This window comes from Streptomyces sp. NP160 (assembly GCF_006335115.1).
GTDB lineage: Bacteria > Actinomycetota > Actinomycetes > Actinomycetales > Quadrisphaeraceae > Quadrisphaera.
The window spans coordinates 37,254-55,846 of record NZ_VDMJ01000006.1; the positions used below are offsets into that span (position 1 = coordinate 37,254).

Consider the following 18,593-nt stretch of genomic DNA (forward strand, 5'->3'; position numbering starts at 1 on the left):
GCACAGCCTCACAGGAGCCCGGTGGCCGCCATCCGCGCGACGGCGGCCACCAGGAGCACCACGGCGACGGCGACGGCGCCCACCACCTGCACCGGCGTGCGCGTGCGCTGCGGCGCGTACGCGTAGACGGCCCCCAGCGCGAGGCCGGTGACCAGGCCGCCCAGGTGCGCCTGCCAGGCGATGCCCGGGACCAGGAAGCCGATGGCGCCGTTGATGACGATGAGCACCACGACCTGGCCGAACTGCTGGTTGAGCTTGCGCTGAACCAGCACGAGGGCGCCGAAGAGGCCGAAGACGGCGCCCGAGGCGCCGACGGAGATCGTCGCCCACCCCCGGCTGTCCGGGCTCGCCAGCAGCAGCGTGCCGACCGACCCGCCGAACGCCGAGACGAGGTACAGCGCGGCGAAGCGCGCCCTGCCGAACTGCCGCTCCAGGTAGGAGCCGAACAGCCACAGCGCGTACATGTTGAAGGCGATGTGGATGACCCCGCCGTGCAGGAAGGCCGCGGTGAGGAACCTCCAGGGCTCGGCACCCGCGGCGACGGGCGCGAAGCCGAAGTCGTAGGTGATGCCCGGCGCGACCGTCGCCTGCAGGAGGTAGACCGCGACGCAGATGGCGATGACGGTCAGCGTCACGACGGGGCGGCCGCGGCGCAGCGTCGCGCCGAAGGCGGTCCTGGCCTCGCGGACGCCCCTCGCCCCCTCCCGCACGCAGTCCACGCACTGGAAGCCCACCGCCGCGGGGCGCTGGCACTCCGGGCAGGTCGGCCGCTCGCAGCGCTGGCAGCGGACGTAGGAGACCCGGTCGGGGTGGCGGGGGCAGACGGGGTCCTGCCCGGGGGCCTGGGGCCCCCAGGCAGGCTCGGTCACGGCTCCAGCACCCCGCGGGTCACTCGGTGATCTCGACGGACTCCAGGACCACCGGCTCCACCGGGCGGTCCATGGCGCCGGTGCGCACACCGGCGATGGCGTCGACGACCTTCTTGCTCTCCTCGTCGGCGACCTCGCCGAAGATCGTGTGCTTGCCCTGCAGCCACGTGGTCGGTGCCACCGTGATGAAGAACTGCGAGCCGTTGGTGCCCTGGCCGCCGCGCTTGCCGGCGTTGGCCATGGCGAGCAGGTACGGCTTGGTGAACGTGAGCTCGGGGTGGATCTCGTCGTCGAAGGTGTAGCCCGGACCGCCCGTGCCGTTCCCGACCGGGTCACCGCCCTGGACCATGAAGCCCGGGATCACGCGGTGGAAGGTGAGCCCGTCGAAGAACCTGTCGGTGCGCTTGGCACCGGTCTGCGGGTCGGTCCACTCCTTCTCACCGGTCGCCAGACCGGTGAAGTTGGCCACCGTCTTCGGAGCGTGGTCGGGGAACAGCACCACGCGGACGTCCCCGTGGTTCGTGTGCAGCGTCGCCTCCATGCCCACCATCCTCGCACCCTGCGATCTCGCCCCCTCGCTGGGCGAGGCGGAGCCCCTCCCGGCAGGATGGGCGCCGACGGTCCGGGAGCCGGGCCCGGGAGGAGGACGCGTGTTCGGGAGCAAGAACCGAGCGGAGCGGACCGCCGCGGCGGTCAGCCACGCCACCAAGGCGGCCGGGGCGACGCTCGCAGGCAAGGCGGAGAAGCGCGCCGCGCAGGTCGCTGGCGAGCTCGCGCAGGTCAAGAGCACCGCCAAGGGCGCCGGCCACACCGTGGCGGCGTCGGGCGCGGCCCTGCAGGCGGGGGCTCTGAGCAGCGCGCAGCGCATCGCGAAGAGCGCCGAGGAGTGGAAGAAGCAGGCCGGTCCGGCCGCCTCGCACGCCAAGGACGCTGCTGTCGGCTACGCCGGTCAGGCTCGTGAGTGGGCCCAGCCGCGCGTGGGGGAGGCCTACGCCAAGGCCCTGCCGCTGGTCGTGGACGCCAAGGACCGCAGCATCCGCGCTGCGGCGCCCAAGGTGGAGCACGCCGCGGAGTCGCTGGTGCCCCGCGTCGACCACGCCCGCGACACGATCGTGGACGACTGGCTGCCCCGTGCCGTCGCCGCGGTGAGCGCGGCGGCCGCTGCCGCCGCGGCGAAGGCGGGCGAGGCCACCGACGCCGCCGCCACGAGCACCACGACCGGCCTCAAGAAGGTGAGCGGCAGCCCGCTCATCAGCGCGAAGGCCGCGAAGAAGGCGGCACGGCGCCGCCGGACCCGCCGCTTCCTGCTCTTCACGACCGTCGCCGGAGCCGCCGGCGCGGCCGGTTGGGCCGTGTGGAAGTCGCGCCAGCAGGCCGTGGTGGACCCGTGGGTCCCGGCGACCGCGCCGGGCACGGGCGTCAGCACCGCTCCGGCCGACCACAGCCGCCTGTCGTCCTCGACGCCGGGCACCTCCGGCGGCGCGGGCGCCACCCTCGGTGGTGGCAGCGCGGCGAGCACCTCCTCCGACGTCGACACCCCTGCCGCTGACGGCTCGGCGAAGGGCCAGGAGGCCGCCTCCAAGGCCGAGTCCGTGGTGGACAAGGCCGCGGGCAAGGTCCAGGAGACGGTCGAGAAGGTCGCGGACAAGGCCAAGGACGCCACGTCGTCGTCCTCGTCGTCGTCCTCGTCCACCGCGAAGGCCGAGACCGCCCCGCCGACGCTGACCACCAGCGCGACCACGGCCGGTGCTGCGGACTCCGTGCTGGGTGATGCGACGAAGAGCTCGGACACCCCCGACGCGCCGTCGTCGACCGCGACGAGCAAGCCCAAGCCGAAGCCCAAGCCGGGGCCGTCCGGCTCCTGAGCCGACGACAGCACGAAGGCCGGTCACCCGAGGAGGTGACCGGCCTTCGTGCTGCGTGTGTCTCCGAGTGGAGGCGAGGGGACTCGAACCCCTAACCCCCTGCATGCAAAGCAGGTGCGCTACCAATTGCGCCACGCCCCCGGGGGCACGTCGGGTGGGCCTAACAGGACTTGAACCTGTGACCTCTTCCTTATCAGGGAAGCGCTCTAACCAACTGAGCTATAGGCCCGCACCGGCACGCGGACGCACCGGGGTGTCTCGAGGTTACCAGGCGCTGCTGCTCAGTCGTCGCTGAGGGTCAGCCGGACGCCGCCCACCAGGCCGCTGGCGAGGTTGTAGAGCACGGCAGCGATGGTGCTGATCAGCGTGAGCAGCACCACGTCGACGACGGCGAGGAAGACCGTCACCGACAGCACCCGCGACAGGCTGAGCAGGTCCGCCACGCGGAAGTCGCTCTCACTGCCGACGACGTCGCTGATGACGCTGTCAAGCTGGTTGAACACGCCCATGCCGTTGAGGACCGCCCACAGCACCGTCACTGCGACGACGGCGATGATGCCGAGGGCCACGGACAGCAGGAACGCCAGGCGCGCGACCGACCACAGGCTGACGCGCGACAGGCTGAGTTTGACCCGCCGCGGCGCCTCTCCGGCCGGTGCGGACGCGGCGTGGGCCGCCTCGGGCTGCTCCGCGGTGCGCGGCTCCTCACCGGTGCGCGCCGGGCGCACCGCTGTGGGCGCCGTCGACGTCGCCGTGGGCGCCGCGGAGGCCGCCGCTGCCGGACGAGCGGCGGCGGGCGGGGACGACAGCGGCCTGGCGGTGGCGCCGCGCTGCGCGGCGCCCGCCGCCGCGGGTCGGGGACCGCTGCCCAGGGGGCTCGGACCACCCGCGGCGGGCGCGGCCGGCTGCGGCCGCGCCCCCGGGGTCGTCGGCCGCTGGGCGGGCCGTGCGGCGGGCCCGCCGGAGGCCGTCGGCGCGCTCCCACCGGAGGCACCGGTGGACGCGGGCCGTCCAGCGCCGCCCGAGGAGTCTCGGGCGTCAGTCTTCTCGGACGGGCTCACGCCCCACCTCCGGGCTCAGGCTCAGGCTGCGCCGACGGTACGGCATCCGGGCCCTCGGCGCCGGGAGCCGCGCCCTGCGCGGGACCGTCCCCGTTGATCTCCTCCTCGGCGGCGCGCTCGGCGTTGCGCGCCACGAGCAGGATCTGGTCCCGGGCGTCCACCCTGGCGAAGCTCACGCCCATGGTGTCCCGGCCGGTGGCCCGGACCTCCGCAGCGCGGCTGCGGACGACCTTGCCGCTGGCCATCACCACGAGGACCTCGTCCTCGTCCCCGACCAGGAGCACCCCCGCGAGGTCGCCCCCGCGCTCGGAGGGCTTCGCCACCCGCACGCCGTAGCCGCCGCGCCCCTGGACGCGGTACTGGTCGACCGCCGTGCGCTTGGCCATGCCCGAGGCGAAGACCACGAAGACGTCCGCGGTGGTGTCGTCGCGCACGGCGTCCATGGCGAGCAGCTCGTCGCCCTCGCGGAAGCGCATGCCGGTGACGCCCGAGGTGGCCCGCCCCATCGGCCGCAGCGCGTCGTCGGAGGCGGTGAACCGCACGGACTGCCCCTGGCGGGAGACGAGCAGCAGGTCGTCCTCGTCTCCGACCAGGCGAGCCGACACCAGCTCGTCTCCGTCACGCAGGTTGATCGCAACGACACCGCCGGAGCGGGGCGAGTCGTACTCCGTCAACCGCGTCTTCTTGACCAGACCGCTGCGGGTGGCGAGCACGAGGAACGGGGCCTGGGCGTAGTCGCGCAGGTCGAGCACCTGGGCGATGGTCTCGCCGGGCTGGAAGGCCAGCAGGTTCGCCACGTGCTGGCCCCGCGCGTCACGACCGCCCTCGGGCAGCTCGTGCGCCTTGGCCCGGTACACGCGCCCGAAGTTGGTGAAGAACAGGAGCCAGTGGTGGGTCGTCGTGGTGAAGAAGGAGTTCACGACGTCGTCGGCGCGCAGCGCCGCCCCCCGCACGCCCTTGCCGCCGCGCCGCTGGGCCCGGTAGGCGTCCACGCGGGTGCGCTTGGCGTAGCCCCCGGCCGTGATCGTGACGACCACGTCCTCCTCGGGGATGAGGTCCTCCACGCTCATGTCGCCCTCGAAGGGCACGATGCGCGTGCGGCGGTCGTCGCCGTACTTGGCGACGATCTCGCCGAGCTCCTCGCCCACGATGGTCCGCTGGCGGGCGGGACGGGCGAGGATGTCCTCGTAGTCGGCGATCTGCGCGACGAGGGCGTCGTGCTCGTCGATGATCCGCTGGCGCTCCAGGGCGGCCAGGCGGCGCAGCTGCATCTCGAGGATGGCGTTGGCCTGGACCTCGTCGATGTCGAGCAGGCCCATGAGGCCGGTCCGGGCGTCCTCCGTGGTCGCCGAGGCCCGGATCAGGGCGATCACGGCGTCGAGGGCGTCCAGGGCCTTGAGCTGGCCGATGAGGATGTGCGCCCGCTGCTGCGCCCGGCGGAGCCGGTACTGCGTGCGCCGGACGATGACCTCGAGCTGGTGGGCGATCCAGTGGGTGACGAACGCGTTGATCGGCAGCGTGCGCGGCACGCCGTCGACCAGCGCCAGCATGTTGGCGCTGAAGTTCTCCTGCAGCGGCGTGTGCTTGTAGAGGTTGTTGAGCACCACCTTGGCCACGGCGTCGCGCTTGAGCACGACCACGAGGCGCTGGCCGGTCTTGCCCGAGGTCTCGTCGCGCACGTCGGCGATCCCCGAGATGCGGCCGGTGTTGGCCAGCTCGGCGATCTTCGTGGCGAGGTTGTCGGGGTTGACCTGGTAGGGCAGCTCCGTGACCACCAGGCACTGGCGGTTCTGGATCTCCTCCACGGCCACCACCGCGCGCATCGGGACGCTGCCGCGACCCGTGCGGTACATGTCCTCGATGCCCGAGCGGCCCAGGATGGTCGCGGCGGTGGGGAAGTCGGGACCCTGGATGCGTGCCAGCAGCGCGTCGAGGAGCTCCTCCTCGCTCGCGTCGGGGTGCTCCAGCGCCCACTGCACGCCGTCGGCCACCTCGCGCAGGTTGTGCGGCGGGATGTTGGTGGCCATGCCCACGGCGATGCCCGCGGAGCCGTTGACCAGCAGGTTGGGGAAGCGCGCCGGGAGGACGTCGGGCTCGGTCGTGTGCCCGTCGTAGTTGGGCGAGAAGTCGACGGTCTCCTCGTCGATGTCGCGCACCATCTCCATGGCGAGCGGGGCCATGCGGCACTCGGTGTACCGGGGTGCGGCCGCGGGGTCGTTGCCCGGGGAGCCGAAGTTGCCCTGGCCCGCCACCAGCGGGTACCGCAGGGACCAGTCCTGCGCCAGGCGCACCAGGGCGTCGTAGATCGCCGTGTCGCCGTGGGGGTGGTAGTGCCCCATGACGTCGCCGACCACGCGGGCGCACTTGGAGTAGGGGCGGTCGGGGCGGTACCCGCCGTCGTACATGGCGTACAGGACGCGGCGGTGGACGGGCTTGAGCCCGTCGCGCACGTCGGGCAGCGCCCGGCTCACGATGACGCTCATCGCGTAGTCGAGGTAGGACCGCTGCATCTCCAGCTGCAGGTCGACCTGCTCGACCCGGTCGTCCCCGGACGACGCGGGGCTGGTCACCGTTCCGGTGGGGGGCTCAGACATCGAGGAACCTCACGTCGTGGGCGTTGCGCTGGATGAAGGAGCGCCGCGAGTCGACGTCCTCCCCCATGAGCACCGCGAAGATGGCGTCGGCGGCGGCGGCGTCGTCGAGGGTGACCTGCCGCAGGGTCCGGTGGGCGCGGTCCATGGTGGTGACCGCCAGCTCGTCCCAGTTCATCTCGCCCAGCCCCTTGTAGCGCTGGACGGCGCTCTCCTTGGGCAGGCGCCCCCCGCTGGCGGTGCCGTCGGCGATCACGGCGTCCCGCTCGCGGTCGGAGAAGACGAAGTCGTGCTCGCGGTTGGACCACTTGATCCGGTACAGCGGCGGCTGCGCCAGGTAGACGTGGCCGGCCTCCACCAGCGGCCGCATGTAGCGGAACAGCAGCGTGAGCAGCAGCGTGGTGATGTGCTGGCCGTCGACGTCGGCGTCGGCCATGAGCACGATCTTGTGGTACCTCAGCTTGGAGAGGTCGAACTCCTCGCCGATGCCGGTGCCGAACGCCGTGATGAGCGCCTGCACCTCCTGGTTGCCCAGCGCCTTGTCGAGGCGGGCCTTCTCGACGTTGAGGATCTTGCCGCGGATCGGCAGGATCGCCTGCGTCTCCGGGTCGCGACCGCGCACGGCGGAGCCGCCGGCGGAGTCGCCCTCGACGATGAAGACCTCGCAGCGCGTCGGGTCGTTGGACTGGCAGTCCTTGAGCTTGCCCGGCAGGCCCACGCCGTCCATGAGGCCCTTGCGGCGGGTGGCCTCGCGGGCCTTGCGGGCCGCCAGGCGGGCCTGGGAGGCGCTGATGGCCTTGCGGACCACCGCCTTGGCCTCGTTGGGGTTCCGCTCGAGCCAGTCCGAGAGGTTCTCGGTCATGCGGTTCTGCACGAAGCCCTTGACCTCGGTGTTGCCGAGCTTGGTCTTGGTCTGGCCCTCGAACTGCGGCTCGCCGAGCTTGACCGAGACGACGGCGGTGAGGCCCTCGCGCACGTCGTCGCCGGTGAGGTTCTCGTCCTTCTCCTTGAGGAGGTTGTTGGCGCGCGCGTAGCGGTTGACCAGCGCGGTCAGCGCGGCGCGGAAGCCCTCCTCGTGGGTGCCGCCCTCGTGGGTGTTGATGACGTTGGCGTAGGTGTGGACGGACTCGGAGTAGCCGGTCGTCCACTGCATGGCGATCTCCACGGACATGCCGCGGTCGGCGTCCTCGGCGTCGAAGGCGATCACCGAGTCGTGGACGGCCTCGGAGCGCTTCTGCTTGTTGAGGTGCCTGACGTAGTCGACCAGGCCGCCGTCGTAGCGGTAGGTCACCGAGCGGGCCTTGACCGACTCGTCGTAGTCCTCGCCCTCCTCGGTGGGGGCGGGGCGCTCGTCCGTCAGCCGCAGCTCGAGGCCGCGGTTGAGGAAGGCGTACTGCTGCAGGCGCGCGCGCAGCGTCTCGTAGTCGAAGACGACGGTCTCGAACGTCTCGTCGCTGGGCCAGAAGGTGACGGTGGTGCCCGTCTCGTCGGTCTCCTCGCCCTGGGCCAGCGGTGCCTCGGGCACGCCGTGGCGGTACGCCTGGCGCCACACGTGGCCCTGGCGGCGGACCTCCACCTCGACGCGGCGCGACAGGGCGTTCACCACGGAGATGCCCACGCCGTGGAGGCCACCGGAGACGGCGTAGCCGCCACCGCCGAACTTGCCACCGGCGTGCAGCACCGTCAGCACCACCTCGACGGCCGGCTTGCCCTCCGAGGGGATGACGTCCACCGGGATGCCGCGCCCGTCGTCGACCACGCGGACGCCACCGTCGGCCAGGAGCGTGACGTCGATCGTGGTGGCGTGGCCGGCGAGAGCCTCGTCGACGGAGTTGTCGACGACCTCCCACACCAGGTGGTGCAGGCCGCGCTCACCGGTCGAGCCGATGTACATGCCGGGCCGCTTGCGGACCGCCTCGAGGCCCTCGAGGACCTGGATGTTGCTCGCGTCGTACGTGGGGGACGACGGGGCCGGGCCGCTCGCGCGGTGGTGCTCCTCCGGCTGCTCGGCCAGGGGCTGCTGCAGAGCCTCGGGCACGGGAACGGCGTCGTCTGTGGGGTCGGCCACGGTCCTCCTCGCGCAGTCACGCGCCCAGGGGCGCGCACGGGTCTCCATCTTACGTCGAAGCCCCGACACCACATCGCCGGACGCGCTCCTCGGCGCCCGCAGCACCCCTTCTGCGGCCCGTGGACGCCCCGCAGCGCCCCGAACAGCCCCGCGGTGGTGTCCCGGGTCCGCCCCGGCGCTCCCGACGCGGCTCTGCGCCCGCTGCCCCCTCCGCTGCGCTGGTGCGTCAGCCGTAGGTGTCGCGCGGTCCGCGGCCGCCGGCCGAGCGGCTGCCGGCGCGCCAGGACGGCCCGGCGGGCCCGCGCACCACGAGCCGGGTGACCACGCCCTCGCCGAGCTCCTCGCCCAGCCGGCGCAGCACCACCGCCGTGAGCATGCGCACCTGCGTCGCCCAGGCCGTGGAGTCCGCCCTGACCACGAGCTCGCCCTCGGCGAAGGTCTCCGGCTGGCAGTGGGCTGCGACCTCACCGCCGACGACGTCGGCCCACCGGCCCATCACGCCGCCCACGGCGACCGGCGTGCGCCAGCCGCGCTCGCTGACCAGGCGCCCGATGCTGGAGCTCACGGTCTGCGGGTCCCGCGCGTCGGGCCGCGCACCGCTGCGGCCGCCGTCCTGGCCGCGCCGGCCCGTCGGGCCGGCGGCCCCCGCGCCGGCGGCCCCGCCGCCGCGCCCCGGGGGCGGCAGCGAGCCGGGCCGTCCCGGGCGGGCCCCCCGGGCCCGAGCCGCAGCCCGCGCCCGGTGCAGGGCGGTGGCGGCCGCGTCGGGGAGCTCCTCGGGAGCGGGTGGCGCGTCCGGGTCCGGCGGCGGGTCCACCGGGGGGCCGGGCACCTCAGACCTCCACGGTGCCGGCGCGCACCTGCAGGCGGCGCCCCGCCAGCTCCGGCGGCACGTCCTCGGCGACGGCGGCGGTGATGAGCACCTGCTCCGCCGGCGCCACGAGCGCCGCGAGCCGCTGGCGGCGACCGGCGTCCAGCTCGGCGAAGACGTCGTCGAGCACGAGCACCGGCTCGCTGGCGGGGTCCCTCGGGCCGTCACCGCACAGCAGCTCGTACAGGCCCAGCCGCAGCGCCAGCGCGTACGACCACGACTCCCCGTGGCTGGCGTACCCCCGCGCGGGCAGGCCCGACAGCTCCAGCAGCAGGTCGTCGCGCTGGGGGCCGACCAGCGAGGTGCCGCGCTCCAGCTCCTCGGCGCGCACCTGCGCCATCTGCTCCAGCAGCGCCTGCGCCAGCTCCGCCCGGGGCGGCAGCTCGCAGTCCCCGGCCAGGTCGAGGTCGGCCAGCAGCGGCAGCGTGCTGCGGTAGGACAGCCGGACGGGCCCCTCGGCGCCACCCGACCCGCCGTCGAGCCCACCGCTCGCCCCGCTGACCGCCGCGTAGGCCCGCGCGACGTGCGGGTGGAGCCGCCGCACCAGGAGCAGGCGGGCGGCGAGCAGCTCGGCGCCCACCGTCGCGAGGTGGGTGTCCCACACGTCGAGGGTGGCCGCCTCGGCGGCCGCCGCGTCCTGCCAGCCGGACTCCCGCGCCGCCTGCGCCGCGCGCTCGCTGGCCCGCGACGGCCTGCCGGTGCGGCCACCGCGCCGGGAGGCCGCGGCCTGCCGCAGGAGCGCACCGCGCTGCTTGAGCACCCGGTCGAGGTCGGAGCGCACCCCGGCGAGCCGGGGCGCCAGCGCCACGAGCGCCTCGTCCATGAAGCGGCGCCGACCGTCGGGTTCGCCCTTGACCAGCGCGAGGTCCTCGGGGGCGAAGAGCACCGTCCTCAGCGACCCCAGCACCTCCCGGGCCCGCGACAGCGGCGCGCGGTTCAGGCGCGCCCGGTTGGCCCGGCCCGGGGAGATCTCCACCTCGACCAGCGTGGAGCGGCCGGCCCTGTCGACGGCAGCGCGCACCACCGCCCGCTCCGCGCCGGCGCGAACCAGCGGCGCGTCGGTCGCGGCGCGGTGGCTGCCGAGGGTCGCCACGTAGCCGACCGCCTCCACGAGGTTGGTCTTGCCCTGCCCGTTGGGCCCGACCAGGGCGGTCGGGCCCGGGGCGAGCGCGACCTCCGCGGTCTCGTAGTTGCGGAAGTCGACCAGGGACAGGTGCGTGACGTGCACCCGCCCCTCCGGTCAGCGGGAGGTGGAGCCCGAGCCGGAGCTCGGTCCCGCCTCGGCGGCGCTGGCCTCCTGCGGACCGGCCTCGGGCTTCCCGCCGCTGGTCTGGTCGGCCGCCGCGTCGTCCCCGCCGAGGGACTCCACCGCGTGCCCGCCGAACTGGTTGCGCAGCGCCGCGACCATCTTCATGGCCGGGGAGTCGTCCTGCCGGGAGGCGAAGCGCGCGAACAGCGCCGCGGTGATCGCCGGCATCGGCACGGACTCGTTGATGGCCTCCTCGACCGTCCAGCGGCCCTCGCCGGAGTCGTTCACGTAGCCGCGGATCGAGCCCAGGCTGGTGCCCTCGGCCTCCAGCGCCCGCACCAGCAGGTCCAGCAGCCAGGAGCGCACCACGGTGCCGCGCGTCCACGCCTTGAAGGAGCCGGTGACGTCGGTGACGATGTCCTTGGCCGTGAGCAGCTCGAAGCCCTCGGCGTACGCCTGCATGAGGCCGTACTCGATGCCGTTGTGCACCATCTTCGCGTAGTGGCCGGCGCCCACGGCCCCGGCGTGGACGAAGCCCTCCTCGCGGGGGCCCTCGGGGCGCAGCGCGTCGAAGACCGGCAGGAGCCGCTCGACGAGCTCGGCGTCGCCGCCGCACATCAGGCCGTAGCCGTTCTCGAGGCCCCAGATGCCGCCGGACACGCCGCAGTCCACGAAGCCGATGCCGTTCTCGGCGAGGGACTCGGCGTGCGCCGCGTCGTCGGTGTACTTGGAGTTGCCGCCGTCGATGACGACGTCGCCCTCCGACAGCAGCCCCTTGAGCTGGTCGATGACGCTGTGCGTGATCTGGCCGGCCGGGACCATCACCCAGACCGCCCGCGGGGCCGGCAGCGCCTCGACGAGCGCCTCCAGGCTCGCGACGTCGGACAGGTCGGGGTTGTTGTCGAACCCCGTGACCTCGATGCCACCGCGGCGCAGCCGCGTGCGCATGTTGCCGCCCATCTTGCCGAGACCGACCAGACCGATGTGCACAGCAGACCTCCGGGAGTGCGTCGTTGGAGTGGGTCGCCCGCGGTGCGGGCGTCAGCCGGCCATCCGCACGGGCATGAGCAGGTAGCGGTAGTGGTCGCTGGGCTCGGAGTCCTCGTCGGTCTGTCCGGTGAGGACGGCGGGCTTCGTGGGAAGCGTGAAGGACAGCCGCACGAACGGCATGTTGAGCGCACCCAGCCCGTCGAGGAGGAACTGGGGGTTGAAGGCGATGGAGACGTCGTCCCCGTGCAGCTGGGCCGGGATCGCCTCGGACGCCTGCGCGTCCTCCCCGTCGCCGGCCTCCAGCACCACCTGGCCCTGGGTGAACGACAGCCGGACGGGCCGGCTGCGCTCGGCGACCAGGGCCACGCGGCGCACCGCCTCCACGAGCGCGGGGACGGCGACCACGGCGGCGATCGGCGACTCGGCGGGGAACAGCGACCGCACCTTGGGGTAGTCGCCGTCGACCAGCAGGGAGGTGGTGCGCCGCCCGCCCGCCTCGAAGCCGACCAGGCCCGAGGCGCCGCGACCCCGGCCCTCGGCGCCGGCGGCCTCCGACGACAGCGCGAGGACGACCTCGCCGCTGCCCATGGCCCGGGCGACCTCGGACAGGGTGCGGGCCCGCACGAGCGCCGCGGAGGACCCGCCGCCCTCGCCGGCGCTCCACGGCAGGGTCCGGACCGCCAGGCGGTAGCGGTCCGTGGCCAGCAGGGTGAGCTCGTCGCCCTCGATCTCCACGCGCACGCCGGTGAGCACCGGCAGCGTCTCGTCGCGGCTGGCGGCCACCACCACCTGGGCCACGGCGGAGGCGAAGACGTCCCCGGCCACGCTGCCGAGCACGTCGGGCATGGCCGGCAGGGCCGGGTAGTCCTCCACCGGCATCGTGAGCAGCGTGAAGCGGCTCGAGCCGCAGGTGACGACGACGCGGGGCCCCTGCAGCGAGACCTGCACCGGCTGCGCCGGCAGGGAGCGCGCGATGTCCGCCAGGAGGCGGCCCGAGACGAGCACCCGCCCGGGCTCGTGCACCTCGGCGGGGACCTCCACGTGCGCGGAGACCTCGTAGTCGAAGCTCGACAGCTTCAGGACGCCGGGCTCGGCGGCCTCGAGGAGCACGCCCGAGAGCACCGGGACCGGCGGCCGGGCCGGAAGCGTCCGCGCCGTCCACCCGACGGCGTCTGCCAGGACGTCGCGCTCGACCCCGAACCTCACGGGTCCACCTCCATGCGTGCGTGCTGTGCGTGTGCGCCCAGGGAGGGCCCCGACCGGCGAGGGTAACGGTGCGCGGGCCGAGGCTCGGCCGGCCACCCACAGGCACCCCCGTGGCGGGTGGCGAGCGGTCCGGCGCAGATGGAGGCTGCACGATCGAATCCGCTAGATGACTGGTTCCGTAGTAGTCATAGGGCCTGTGGATACTGTGGAAAACCCCTGTCGTCGCAGGTGGGAGGTTGTGCACACCTGTGGACAGAGCTGTGGATGACGTGGGGAAAAACTACGGGTGCCTGTGGACGGCCAGATCTCGTCCACACCCCGTCCACAGATCGATCCCCTGTTGTCCACACGTCATCCACAGGAAGAGGGCTGTTCTCCACAGGGGCTGTGGACAGTTCTGTCCACAGGGGCTGTGGACGGCTGTGGATCGTCCTCACCTGGGGACACAGCCTGTGGACAACCCTCGTCGTCGCAGGTCAGAGGGGTGGCGACGTCACGCCCGGTGCTGCATCTTGATGCGGTTTGTCAGCTCCGTGACCTCGTTGTAGGTCTGCCGGCGCTCCGCCAGCTGCTCGCGCACCTTGCGGTTGGCGTGCATGACGGTGGTGTGGTCGCGGCCGCCGAACGCCTGCCCGATCTTGGGGAGGCTGAGCTCGGTGAGCTCCCGGCACAGGTACATCGCCACCTGCCGGGCGTTCACCACCGAGCGGGAGCGAGCGGGCCCGCAGAGGTCCTCGATGGTCACCTTGTAGTAGTCGGCCGTCTGGGCCATCACCGTCGCCAGGGAGATCTGCGCGGTCTCCCCGGTCAGCAGGTCCTTGAGGACGACCTCCGCCAGCGCCAGGTCCACGTCGGCGCGGTTGAGGTTGGCGAAGGCGGTGACGCGGATGAGCGCACCCTCCAGCTCGCGGATGTTGGTGGAGATCTGCGAGCCGATGAACTCCAGCACCTCGTAGGGCACCGAGATCCGGTCCGTGATGGCCTTCTTGGACAGGATTGCGATGCGCGTCTCCAGGTCCGGCGGCTGCACGTCGGTGGTCAGGCCCCACTCGAACCTCGACCGCATCCGCTCCTCGAACCCGAAGAGGTTCTTGGGCGGCTGGTCGGAGGTGATGATCACCTGCTTGTTGGCGTTGTGCAGCACGTTGAAGGTGTGGAAGAACTCCTCCTGCGTCTGCACCTTGTTGGACAGGAACTGGATGTCGTCCACGAGCAGGAAGTCGACGTCGCGGTAGCGCCGCAGGAACGAGTTCTTCTGGTCGTCGCGGATCGAGTTGATGAAGTCGTTGGTGAACTCCTCGGAGTTCACGTAGCGCACCTTCACGCCCTGGTAGAGGTGCTGGGCGTAGTGGCCGATCGCGTGCAGCAGGTGCGTCTTGCCGAGCCCGGAGGGCCCGTAGACGAACAGGGGGTTGTACGCCTTGGCCGGCGCCTCGGCCACCGCCACGGCGGCCGCGTGGGCGAACCGGTTGGACGAGCCGATGACGAAGGTGTCGAAGGTGTACTTGGGGTTCAGGCGCGCCGGCTCGGCGTCCCTGCGCGACTGCTCCCCGCGGCGGCTGCGGGGCACCTGCGGAGGACGGCTCACGCCGAACAGCGCCCCGTCCTCGCCGGTGGCGAGCAGCTCGGCGCCGTCCTCGGCGTCGTCCTCGGTCCCGTCGGCCCGGTCGGCCCGGTCGGCCCGGTCGGGGTCGTCGCCGGACGGGGCGCCGTCCGCGCCCGCGGCGCCGCCGCGGGGCGAGGGCACCTGCCCGTCGGAGGGCGTCGCCGGGCGCGGCGCCTCCAGGGGCGGGGCGTCGGTCAGGCTGCTGTCCACGGCGACCGCGACGCGGACCTCCCGGCCCAGGCGCTCCGACAGCGCGGCCGCGACGGGCTCGCGCAGCCGCTGCTCGATCATCTCCTTGGTGAGCTCGTTGGGCACCGAGAGCAGCACCATGTCGTTGAGCAGGCCCAGGGGGCGCGTCAGGCGGAGGAAGGCGAGCTGCTGCCGCGAGATGCGGGCGTCGGCACCCAGCGCGGCGATGACGCCCGGCCAGGCCGAGGGGAGGTCCTGCTGTTCGGCCACCGACCCACCCTCCCACGCCCGCACGAGGGGTCGCGCACGTCGTCCACAGGGTTGTCCACAGGCTGTGGACGGAGGTGGGGACGTCGACCGGTCGGGAGGCGGCACTGCCGGCCCCGGAGCGGGAGCGCACGACGCTAGCGGCACGGTCTCGCCGGGCACAAGGCGGCACGCCGGAGCGGGTGCGGGACCACCCGCGGCCTGCTGCCGACGCGGCAGGTTTGACCCGTCAGCCTCCGCGCCCCTACCGTGGAGCGGTTGCGGCAGGCGTTCGAGCGTCCGCTGGTGCCCTCCAGACCACTGCGGTCGGGGCCCGCGGACCTCGGCCCGGCCGCTCGGTGCGACCGGGCTCAGCAGAGCGCCGGGTCGCCCGCGACAGCGAGCTGATCAGCGACGTGATGGAGTGACGGGCGTGAGCAAGCGGACCTTCCAGCCGAACAACCGGCGCCGGGCCAAGGTGCACGGCTTCCGCCTGCGCATGCGCACCCGCGCCGGCCGCGCCATCCTCGCCGCGCGGCGCTCCAAGGGCCGCGCCCAGCTGTCCGCCTGAGACCAGCGGCCCCCCGGGCCCGCTGCCTCGTGCTCCCCGCGCCGCACCGCCTGCGCCGCCCCGCCGACTTCTCGGCGGTCGTGCGGCGCGGGCGGCGCGCCGGCCGGCGCCACCTGGTGCTGCACCTCCTCGAGCCCACGGGCCCTGAGGAGGCGGCAGCTCCGGTGCGCGTCGGCTTCGTCGTGTCCAAGGCCGTCGGCGGCTCGGTGGTGCGCAATCGCGTCGAGCGCAGGCTGCGCCACCTCGTGGCGGCCCAGCTGGGAGCGCTGCCCCCCGGGGCCCGAGCGGTGGTGAGGGCCAACCCGGCCGCCGCCGCTGCCAGGAGCGACGTCCTCGGACGCGACCTCGCCTCGGCGGTGCGCAAGCTGGTGCCCGAGGTCGGGGAGGTGCCGTGAGCGGCCTCCGGCGCGTCCTCGGTGCCCTCGACCGCGCCCTGGCCGCCGTCCTGGTGGTGCTCGTGCGGGCCTACCAGCTGCTCGTCTCGCCCCTGCTGGGACCGGTGTGCCGGTATGCGCCGTCGTGCTCCTCCTACGGCGCCACCGCGCTGCGGCGCCACGGAGCCGTGCGGGGGACCTGGCTGACGGCCCGCCGCCTGGCGCGCTGCCACCCGTGGGCGGCCGGCGGCTGGGACCCGGTGCCCGCACCCGCGCCCGAGAGCGGTGCCAGAGCCACCGGGCGCAGGCCCCACACTGGTGGGGGCGCGCCAGGCGACCACCCGCTCGCACGCCCGCAGGACCACCACGACCACGGGGCCTCCCGTCCCCAGCCCGTGAGGACGAGATGAACTTCTTCGAGAGCCTGATCTACCCGCTCGAGTGGGTGGTGGCCTGGATCATGGTCGGCGCCCACGCCGGCCTGACGGCCCTGGGCATGCCGGAGACCAGCGGCTGGACCTGGTCGCTGTCCATCGTGGCCCTCGTGGTGATCATCCGCATCGTGCTGATCCCGCTCTTCGTCAAGCAGATCAAGGCCAGTCGCGGCATGGCCCTGCTGCAGCCGGAGATGCGCAAGATCCAGCAGAAGTACAAGGGGAAGTCCGACCCGGCCAGCCGCGAGGCGATGAGCCGGGAGACCATGGAGCTGTACCGCTCCCACGGCACGAACCCCTTCTCCTCGTGCCTGCCGATCCTGCTCCAGGCGCCGATCTTCTTCGCCCTGTTCCGGGTGCTGAACTACGGCATCCGCAACGAGGAGGGCGTAGGCCCGCTCACTGGCGTGCTGGCCAGGCAGGCCGCGGAGTCGACCATCTTCGGCGCGCGCCTCACGGACACCTTCCTGGGCAGCCCCGACCTCAACGTCAAGATCCTCACCGCGGTGCTGATCGTGGCCATGAGCCTCACGACCTTCACCACCCAGCGCCAGCTGATGATCAAGAACATGCCCGCCTCCGCGCTGGACAACCCGTTCGCCCAGCAGCAGAAGCTGATCATGTACCTGTTCCCGATCATCTTCGCCGTCTCCGGCGTGAACTTCCCGATCGGCGTGCTCATCTACTGGTTCACCACCAACCTGTGGACCGGCGGCCAGCAGGCCTACGTCATCCGCCGCATGCCCGCCCCCGGCTCCAAGGCCGAGGAGGCGCTGGAGGCCCGCCGCGCCCGCAAGCGCGCCCGCCGCGGTGACGCCTCCGCCGAGGTCGTCGCCGGCGAGGTCGTGCAGGAGGCCCCGCAGCGGTCCGGCCAGCGCGTCCAGCCCAAGCGCAAGGACCGCAGCCGCGGCCCCGCAGAGCCCACGCGGCGCCCCCAGAACTGAACCGCCCACCTGACGACGAGGAGGCCGTGGTGAGCACCGAGCAGGCCACGCACGAGGTCCCCACCAGCACCACCGACGACGACACCGGCTCCGCGACGGCACCGGAGGCCGCCGCCGGCGGGGCCCCCGGTGCCGAGGGCGGCGACGCGGTGGGCGGCGAGCGCCGCAGCCGCCTCGAGCGGCTCGAGGAGGAGGGTGAGGTCGCCGCCGACTACCTCGAGGAGCTCCTCGACATCGCCGACCTCGACGGCGACATCGACATCGACGTCGAGGACGGCCGCGCGGCCGTCTCCGTGGTCGCCGAGGGCAGCGACGCCATCGCCCTGCGCCGCCTGGCGGGTCCGCGCGGCGAGGTGCTCGAGGCCCTGCAGGACCTGACGCGGCTCGCGGTGCAGGCCCGCACCGGCGAGCGCAGCCGCCTCATGCTCGACGTGGCCGGGCACCGCGCCCGCCGCCGCGAGGAGCTGCAGCAGCTGGCCGCCCGCGCTGTGGCCGAGGTGCAGCGGGACGGGGCGCCGGTCGCCCTCGAGCCGATGAACCCCTTCGAGCGCAAGGTCGTGCACGACGCCGTCGCGGCGGCCGGCCTGGTCAGCGACTCCGAAGGCGAGGAGCCGCACCGCCGCGTGGTGGTCTCCCCCACCGCCTGACGTGACCGCCGAGCACGACCTGCCGGCCGTCCAGGACGGGCGGCTCCGTGAGCCGCCCGACCTCGCGGTGGCGGTCAGGACCGTCTTCGGCAGCGACGAGGACGACGACGGCGCGGACGGCGTCGACCTCGCGCGCCGGTACGCCGGCCACCTGGCCACCACGGCCGTGGAGCGCGGCCTGGTCGGCCCGCGCGAGGTGCCCCGGCTGTGGGAGCGGCACGTCCTGAACTGCGCCGTCGTCGGGGAGCTGCTGCCCCCGGCCGCCCTCGTGGTGGACGTCGGCAGCGGTGCGGGACTGCCCGGGCTGTGCCTGGCGCTGGCGCGTCCTGATGCCACGGTCGTGCTGGTGGAGCCCCTGGAGCGCAGGGCGACGTGGCTGGTCGAGGTGGTGGAGGACCTCGGCATCGGTCGTCGCGTCCGGGTGGTGCGCGCACGCGCCGAGGAGGTCGCCCCCGGGCGTCCCGGCGCCCTGCCGGCAGCCGACGTGGTGACCGCTCGTGCCGTCGCGCCGCTGGACCGCCTCGCGGGCTGGTGCCTGCCCCTGGCCCGTCGCGGGGGGCAGCTCCTGGCGCTGAAGGGACGCAGCGCCGCGGAGGAGGTCGAGGCCGCGCGGTCCGCTCTGGCGCGCCTGGGTGGCCTCGACCCGCGGGTGCTGAAGGTGGGGACAGGGCTCGTCCCGGTCCCGACGACCGTCGTGAGCGTTACTGTGGGTGCCGCCCCTCACCCGGTCGGGGGTGCGCGAGGCGGAGAGGACGTCGGTGGTCGATCACGAGCGGCGCGGCAGCGCGCGCGGAAGCCACGTGGCTGAGCAGCCT

General features: G+C 73.6%; 17 protein-coding genes and 2 tRNA genes. 7 read left to right on the forward strand and 12 right to left on the reverse strand.

Annotated elements, in window-relative coordinates:
* Positions 1-8: 8 nt before the first annotated feature.
* Both FHN55_RS04265 and FHN55_RS04270 read right to left on the reverse strand, forming a co-directional pair.
* Positions 9-869, reverse strand: a complete 861-nt coding sequence (locus FHN55_RS04265; protein WP_139711017.1) for a rhomboid family intramembrane serine protease — start codon at positions 867-869, stop codon at positions 9-11.
* A gap of 19 nt (positions 870-888) precedes the next feature.
* Positions 889-1,410, reverse strand: a complete 522-nt coding sequence (locus FHN55_RS04270) for a peptidylprolyl isomerase (protein ID WP_139711018.1) — start codon at positions 1,408-1,410, stop codon at positions 889-891.
* Between the two features lie 109 nt (positions 1,411-1,519).
* Between FHN55_RS04270 and FHN55_RS04275 the strand changes: the two genes are divergently transcribed.
* Positions 1,520-2,734, forward strand: a complete 1,215-nt coding sequence (locus tag FHN55_RS04275; protein ID WP_139711019.1) for a hypothetical protein — start codon at positions 1,520-1,522, stop codon at positions 2,732-2,734.
* Positions 2,735-2,802: 68 nt separating this feature from the next.
* On the opposite strand, the gene FHN55_RS04280 is transcribed toward FHN55_RS04275, so the two are convergent.
* From FHN55_RS04280 to dnaA, 10 genes are all read right to left on the reverse strand, one after another.
* Positions 2,803-2,875: transfer RNA gene (locus tag FHN55_RS04280), tRNA-Ala, on the reverse strand.
* 14 nt (positions 2,876-2,889) lie between these two features.
* A tRNA-Ile gene (locus tag FHN55_RS04285) sits at positions 2,890-2,963 on the reverse strand.
* A gap of 52 nt (positions 2,964-3,015) precedes the next feature.
* Positions 3,016-3,795 (reverse strand): DUF3566 domain-containing protein, encoded by a 780-nt coding sequence (locus FHN55_RS04290; RefSeq protein ID WP_139711020.1) that lies wholly within the window; start codon positions 3,793-3,795, stop codon positions 3,016-3,018.
* The gene (gene gyrA / locus FHN55_RS04295) at positions 3,792-6,389 is read right to left on the reverse strand and encodes a DNA gyrase subunit A (RefSeq protein ID WP_139711021.1); all 2,598 of its coding nucleotides are present in this window, start codon (positions 6,387-6,389) and stop codon (positions 3,792-3,794) included. The genes FHN55_RS04290 and gyrA overlap by 4 nt, the downstream gene beginning before the upstream one ends.
* A complete protein-coding gene (gene gyrB / locus FHN55_RS04300; RefSeq protein ID WP_139711022.1) occupies positions 6,382-8,502 on the reverse strand; it encodes a DNA topoisomerase (ATP-hydrolyzing) subunit B in 2,121 nt (706 codons plus the stop codon). The genes gyrA and gyrB overlap by 8 nt, the downstream gene beginning before the upstream one ends.
* 178 nt (positions 8,503-8,680) lie before the next feature.
* Complete coding sequence (locus FHN55_RS04305; RefSeq protein WP_257570687.1) at positions 8,681-9,283, reverse strand: DUF721 domain-containing protein; 603 nt, start codon at positions 9,281-9,283, stop codon at positions 8,681-8,683.
* A 1-nt stretch (position 9,284) separates the two neighbouring features.
* The gene (recF, locus tag FHN55_RS04310) at positions 9,285-10,550 is read right to left on the reverse strand and encodes a DNA replication/repair protein RecF (RefSeq protein ID WP_139711023.1); all 1,266 of its coding nucleotides are present in this window, start codon (positions 10,548-10,550) and stop codon (positions 9,285-9,287) included.
* A 12-nt stretch (positions 10,551-10,562) separates the two neighbouring features.
* Positions 10,563-11,561, reverse strand: a complete 999-nt coding sequence (gene gnd, locus FHN55_RS04315; protein WP_139711024.1) for a phosphogluconate dehydrogenase (NAD(+)-dependent, decarboxylating) — start codon at positions 11,559-11,561, stop codon at positions 10,563-10,565.
* A gap of 51 nt (positions 11,562-11,612) precedes the next feature.
* On the reverse strand, positions 11,613-12,767 hold the full coding sequence (gene dnaN, locus FHN55_RS04320) for a DNA polymerase III subunit beta (protein WP_139711025.1): 1,155 nt from the start codon (positions 12,765-12,767) through the stop codon (positions 11,613-11,615).
* A gap of 493 nt (positions 12,768-13,260) precedes the next feature.
* On the reverse strand, positions 13,261-14,781 hold the full coding sequence (gene dnaA, locus FHN55_RS04325) for a chromosomal replication initiator protein DnaA (protein ID WP_373995700.1): 1,521 nt from the start codon (positions 14,779-14,781) through the stop codon (positions 13,261-13,263).
* A 460-nt stretch (positions 14,782-15,241) separates the two neighbouring features.
* Here dnaA and rpmH point away from each other — a divergent pair, with 460 nt between their 5' ends.
* The 6 genes from rpmH (at position 15,242) to rsmG (ending at position 18,586) form a co-directional block, all read left to right on the forward strand.
* The gene (rpmH, locus tag FHN55_RS04330) at positions 15,242-15,379 is read left to right on the forward strand and encodes a 50S ribosomal protein L34 (protein WP_109772950.1); all 138 of its coding nucleotides are present in this window, start codon (positions 15,242-15,244) and stop codon (positions 15,377-15,379) included.
* A gap of 29 nt (positions 15,380-15,408) precedes the next feature.
* Entirely contained in the window at positions 15,409-15,774 is a 366-nt protein-coding gene (gene rnpA / locus FHN55_RS04335; protein WP_139711027.1) for a ribonuclease P protein component, read from the forward strand.
* A 38-nt stretch (positions 15,775-15,812) separates the two neighbouring features.
* The gene (gene yidD / locus FHN55_RS04340; RefSeq protein WP_218974358.1) at positions 15,813-16,163 is read left to right on the forward strand and encodes a membrane protein insertion efficiency factor YidD; all 351 of its coding nucleotides are present in this window, start codon (positions 15,813-15,815) and stop codon (positions 16,161-16,163) included.
* Positions 16,160-17,131, forward strand: coding sequence for a membrane protein insertase YidC (gene yidC, locus FHN55_RS04345; protein ID WP_139711029.1), 972 nt, complete (start codon positions 16,160-16,162; stop codon positions 17,129-17,131). The genes yidD and yidC overlap by 4 nt, the downstream gene beginning before the upstream one ends.
* Before the next feature lie 149 nt (positions 17,132-17,280).
* Positions 17,281-17,778, forward strand: a complete 498-nt coding sequence (locus FHN55_RS04350; RefSeq protein WP_218974359.1) for a R3H domain-containing nucleic acid-binding protein — start codon at positions 17,281-17,283, stop codon at positions 17,776-17,778.
* A 1-nt stretch (position 17,779) separates the two neighbouring features.
* A complete protein-coding gene (gene rsmG, locus FHN55_RS04355; protein WP_139711031.1) occupies positions 17,780-18,586 on the forward strand; it encodes a 16S rRNA (guanine(527)-N(7))-methyltransferase RsmG in 807 nt (268 codons plus the stop codon).
* Positions 18,587-18,593 lie beyond the last annotated feature (7 nt).

Excerpts from the sequence above, each read along its gene's own strand:
- gyrA (WP_139711021.1), bottom strand. The coding sequence starts at position 6,389 with ATGTCTGAGCCCCCCACCGGAACGGTGACCAGCCCCGCGTCGTCCGGG.
- gyrB (WP_139711022.1), bottom strand. The coding sequence starts at position 8,502 with ATGGAGACCCGTGCGCGCCCCTGGGCGCGTGACTGCGCGAGGAGGACC.
- FHN55_RS04270 (WP_139711018.1), bottom strand. The coding sequence starts at position 1,410 with ATGGAGGCGACGCTGCACACGAACCACGGGGACGTCCGCGTGGTGCTG.
- yidC (WP_139711029.1), top strand. The coding sequence starts at position 16,160 with ATGAACTTCTTCGAGAGCCTGATCTACCCGCTCGAGTGGGTGGTGGCC.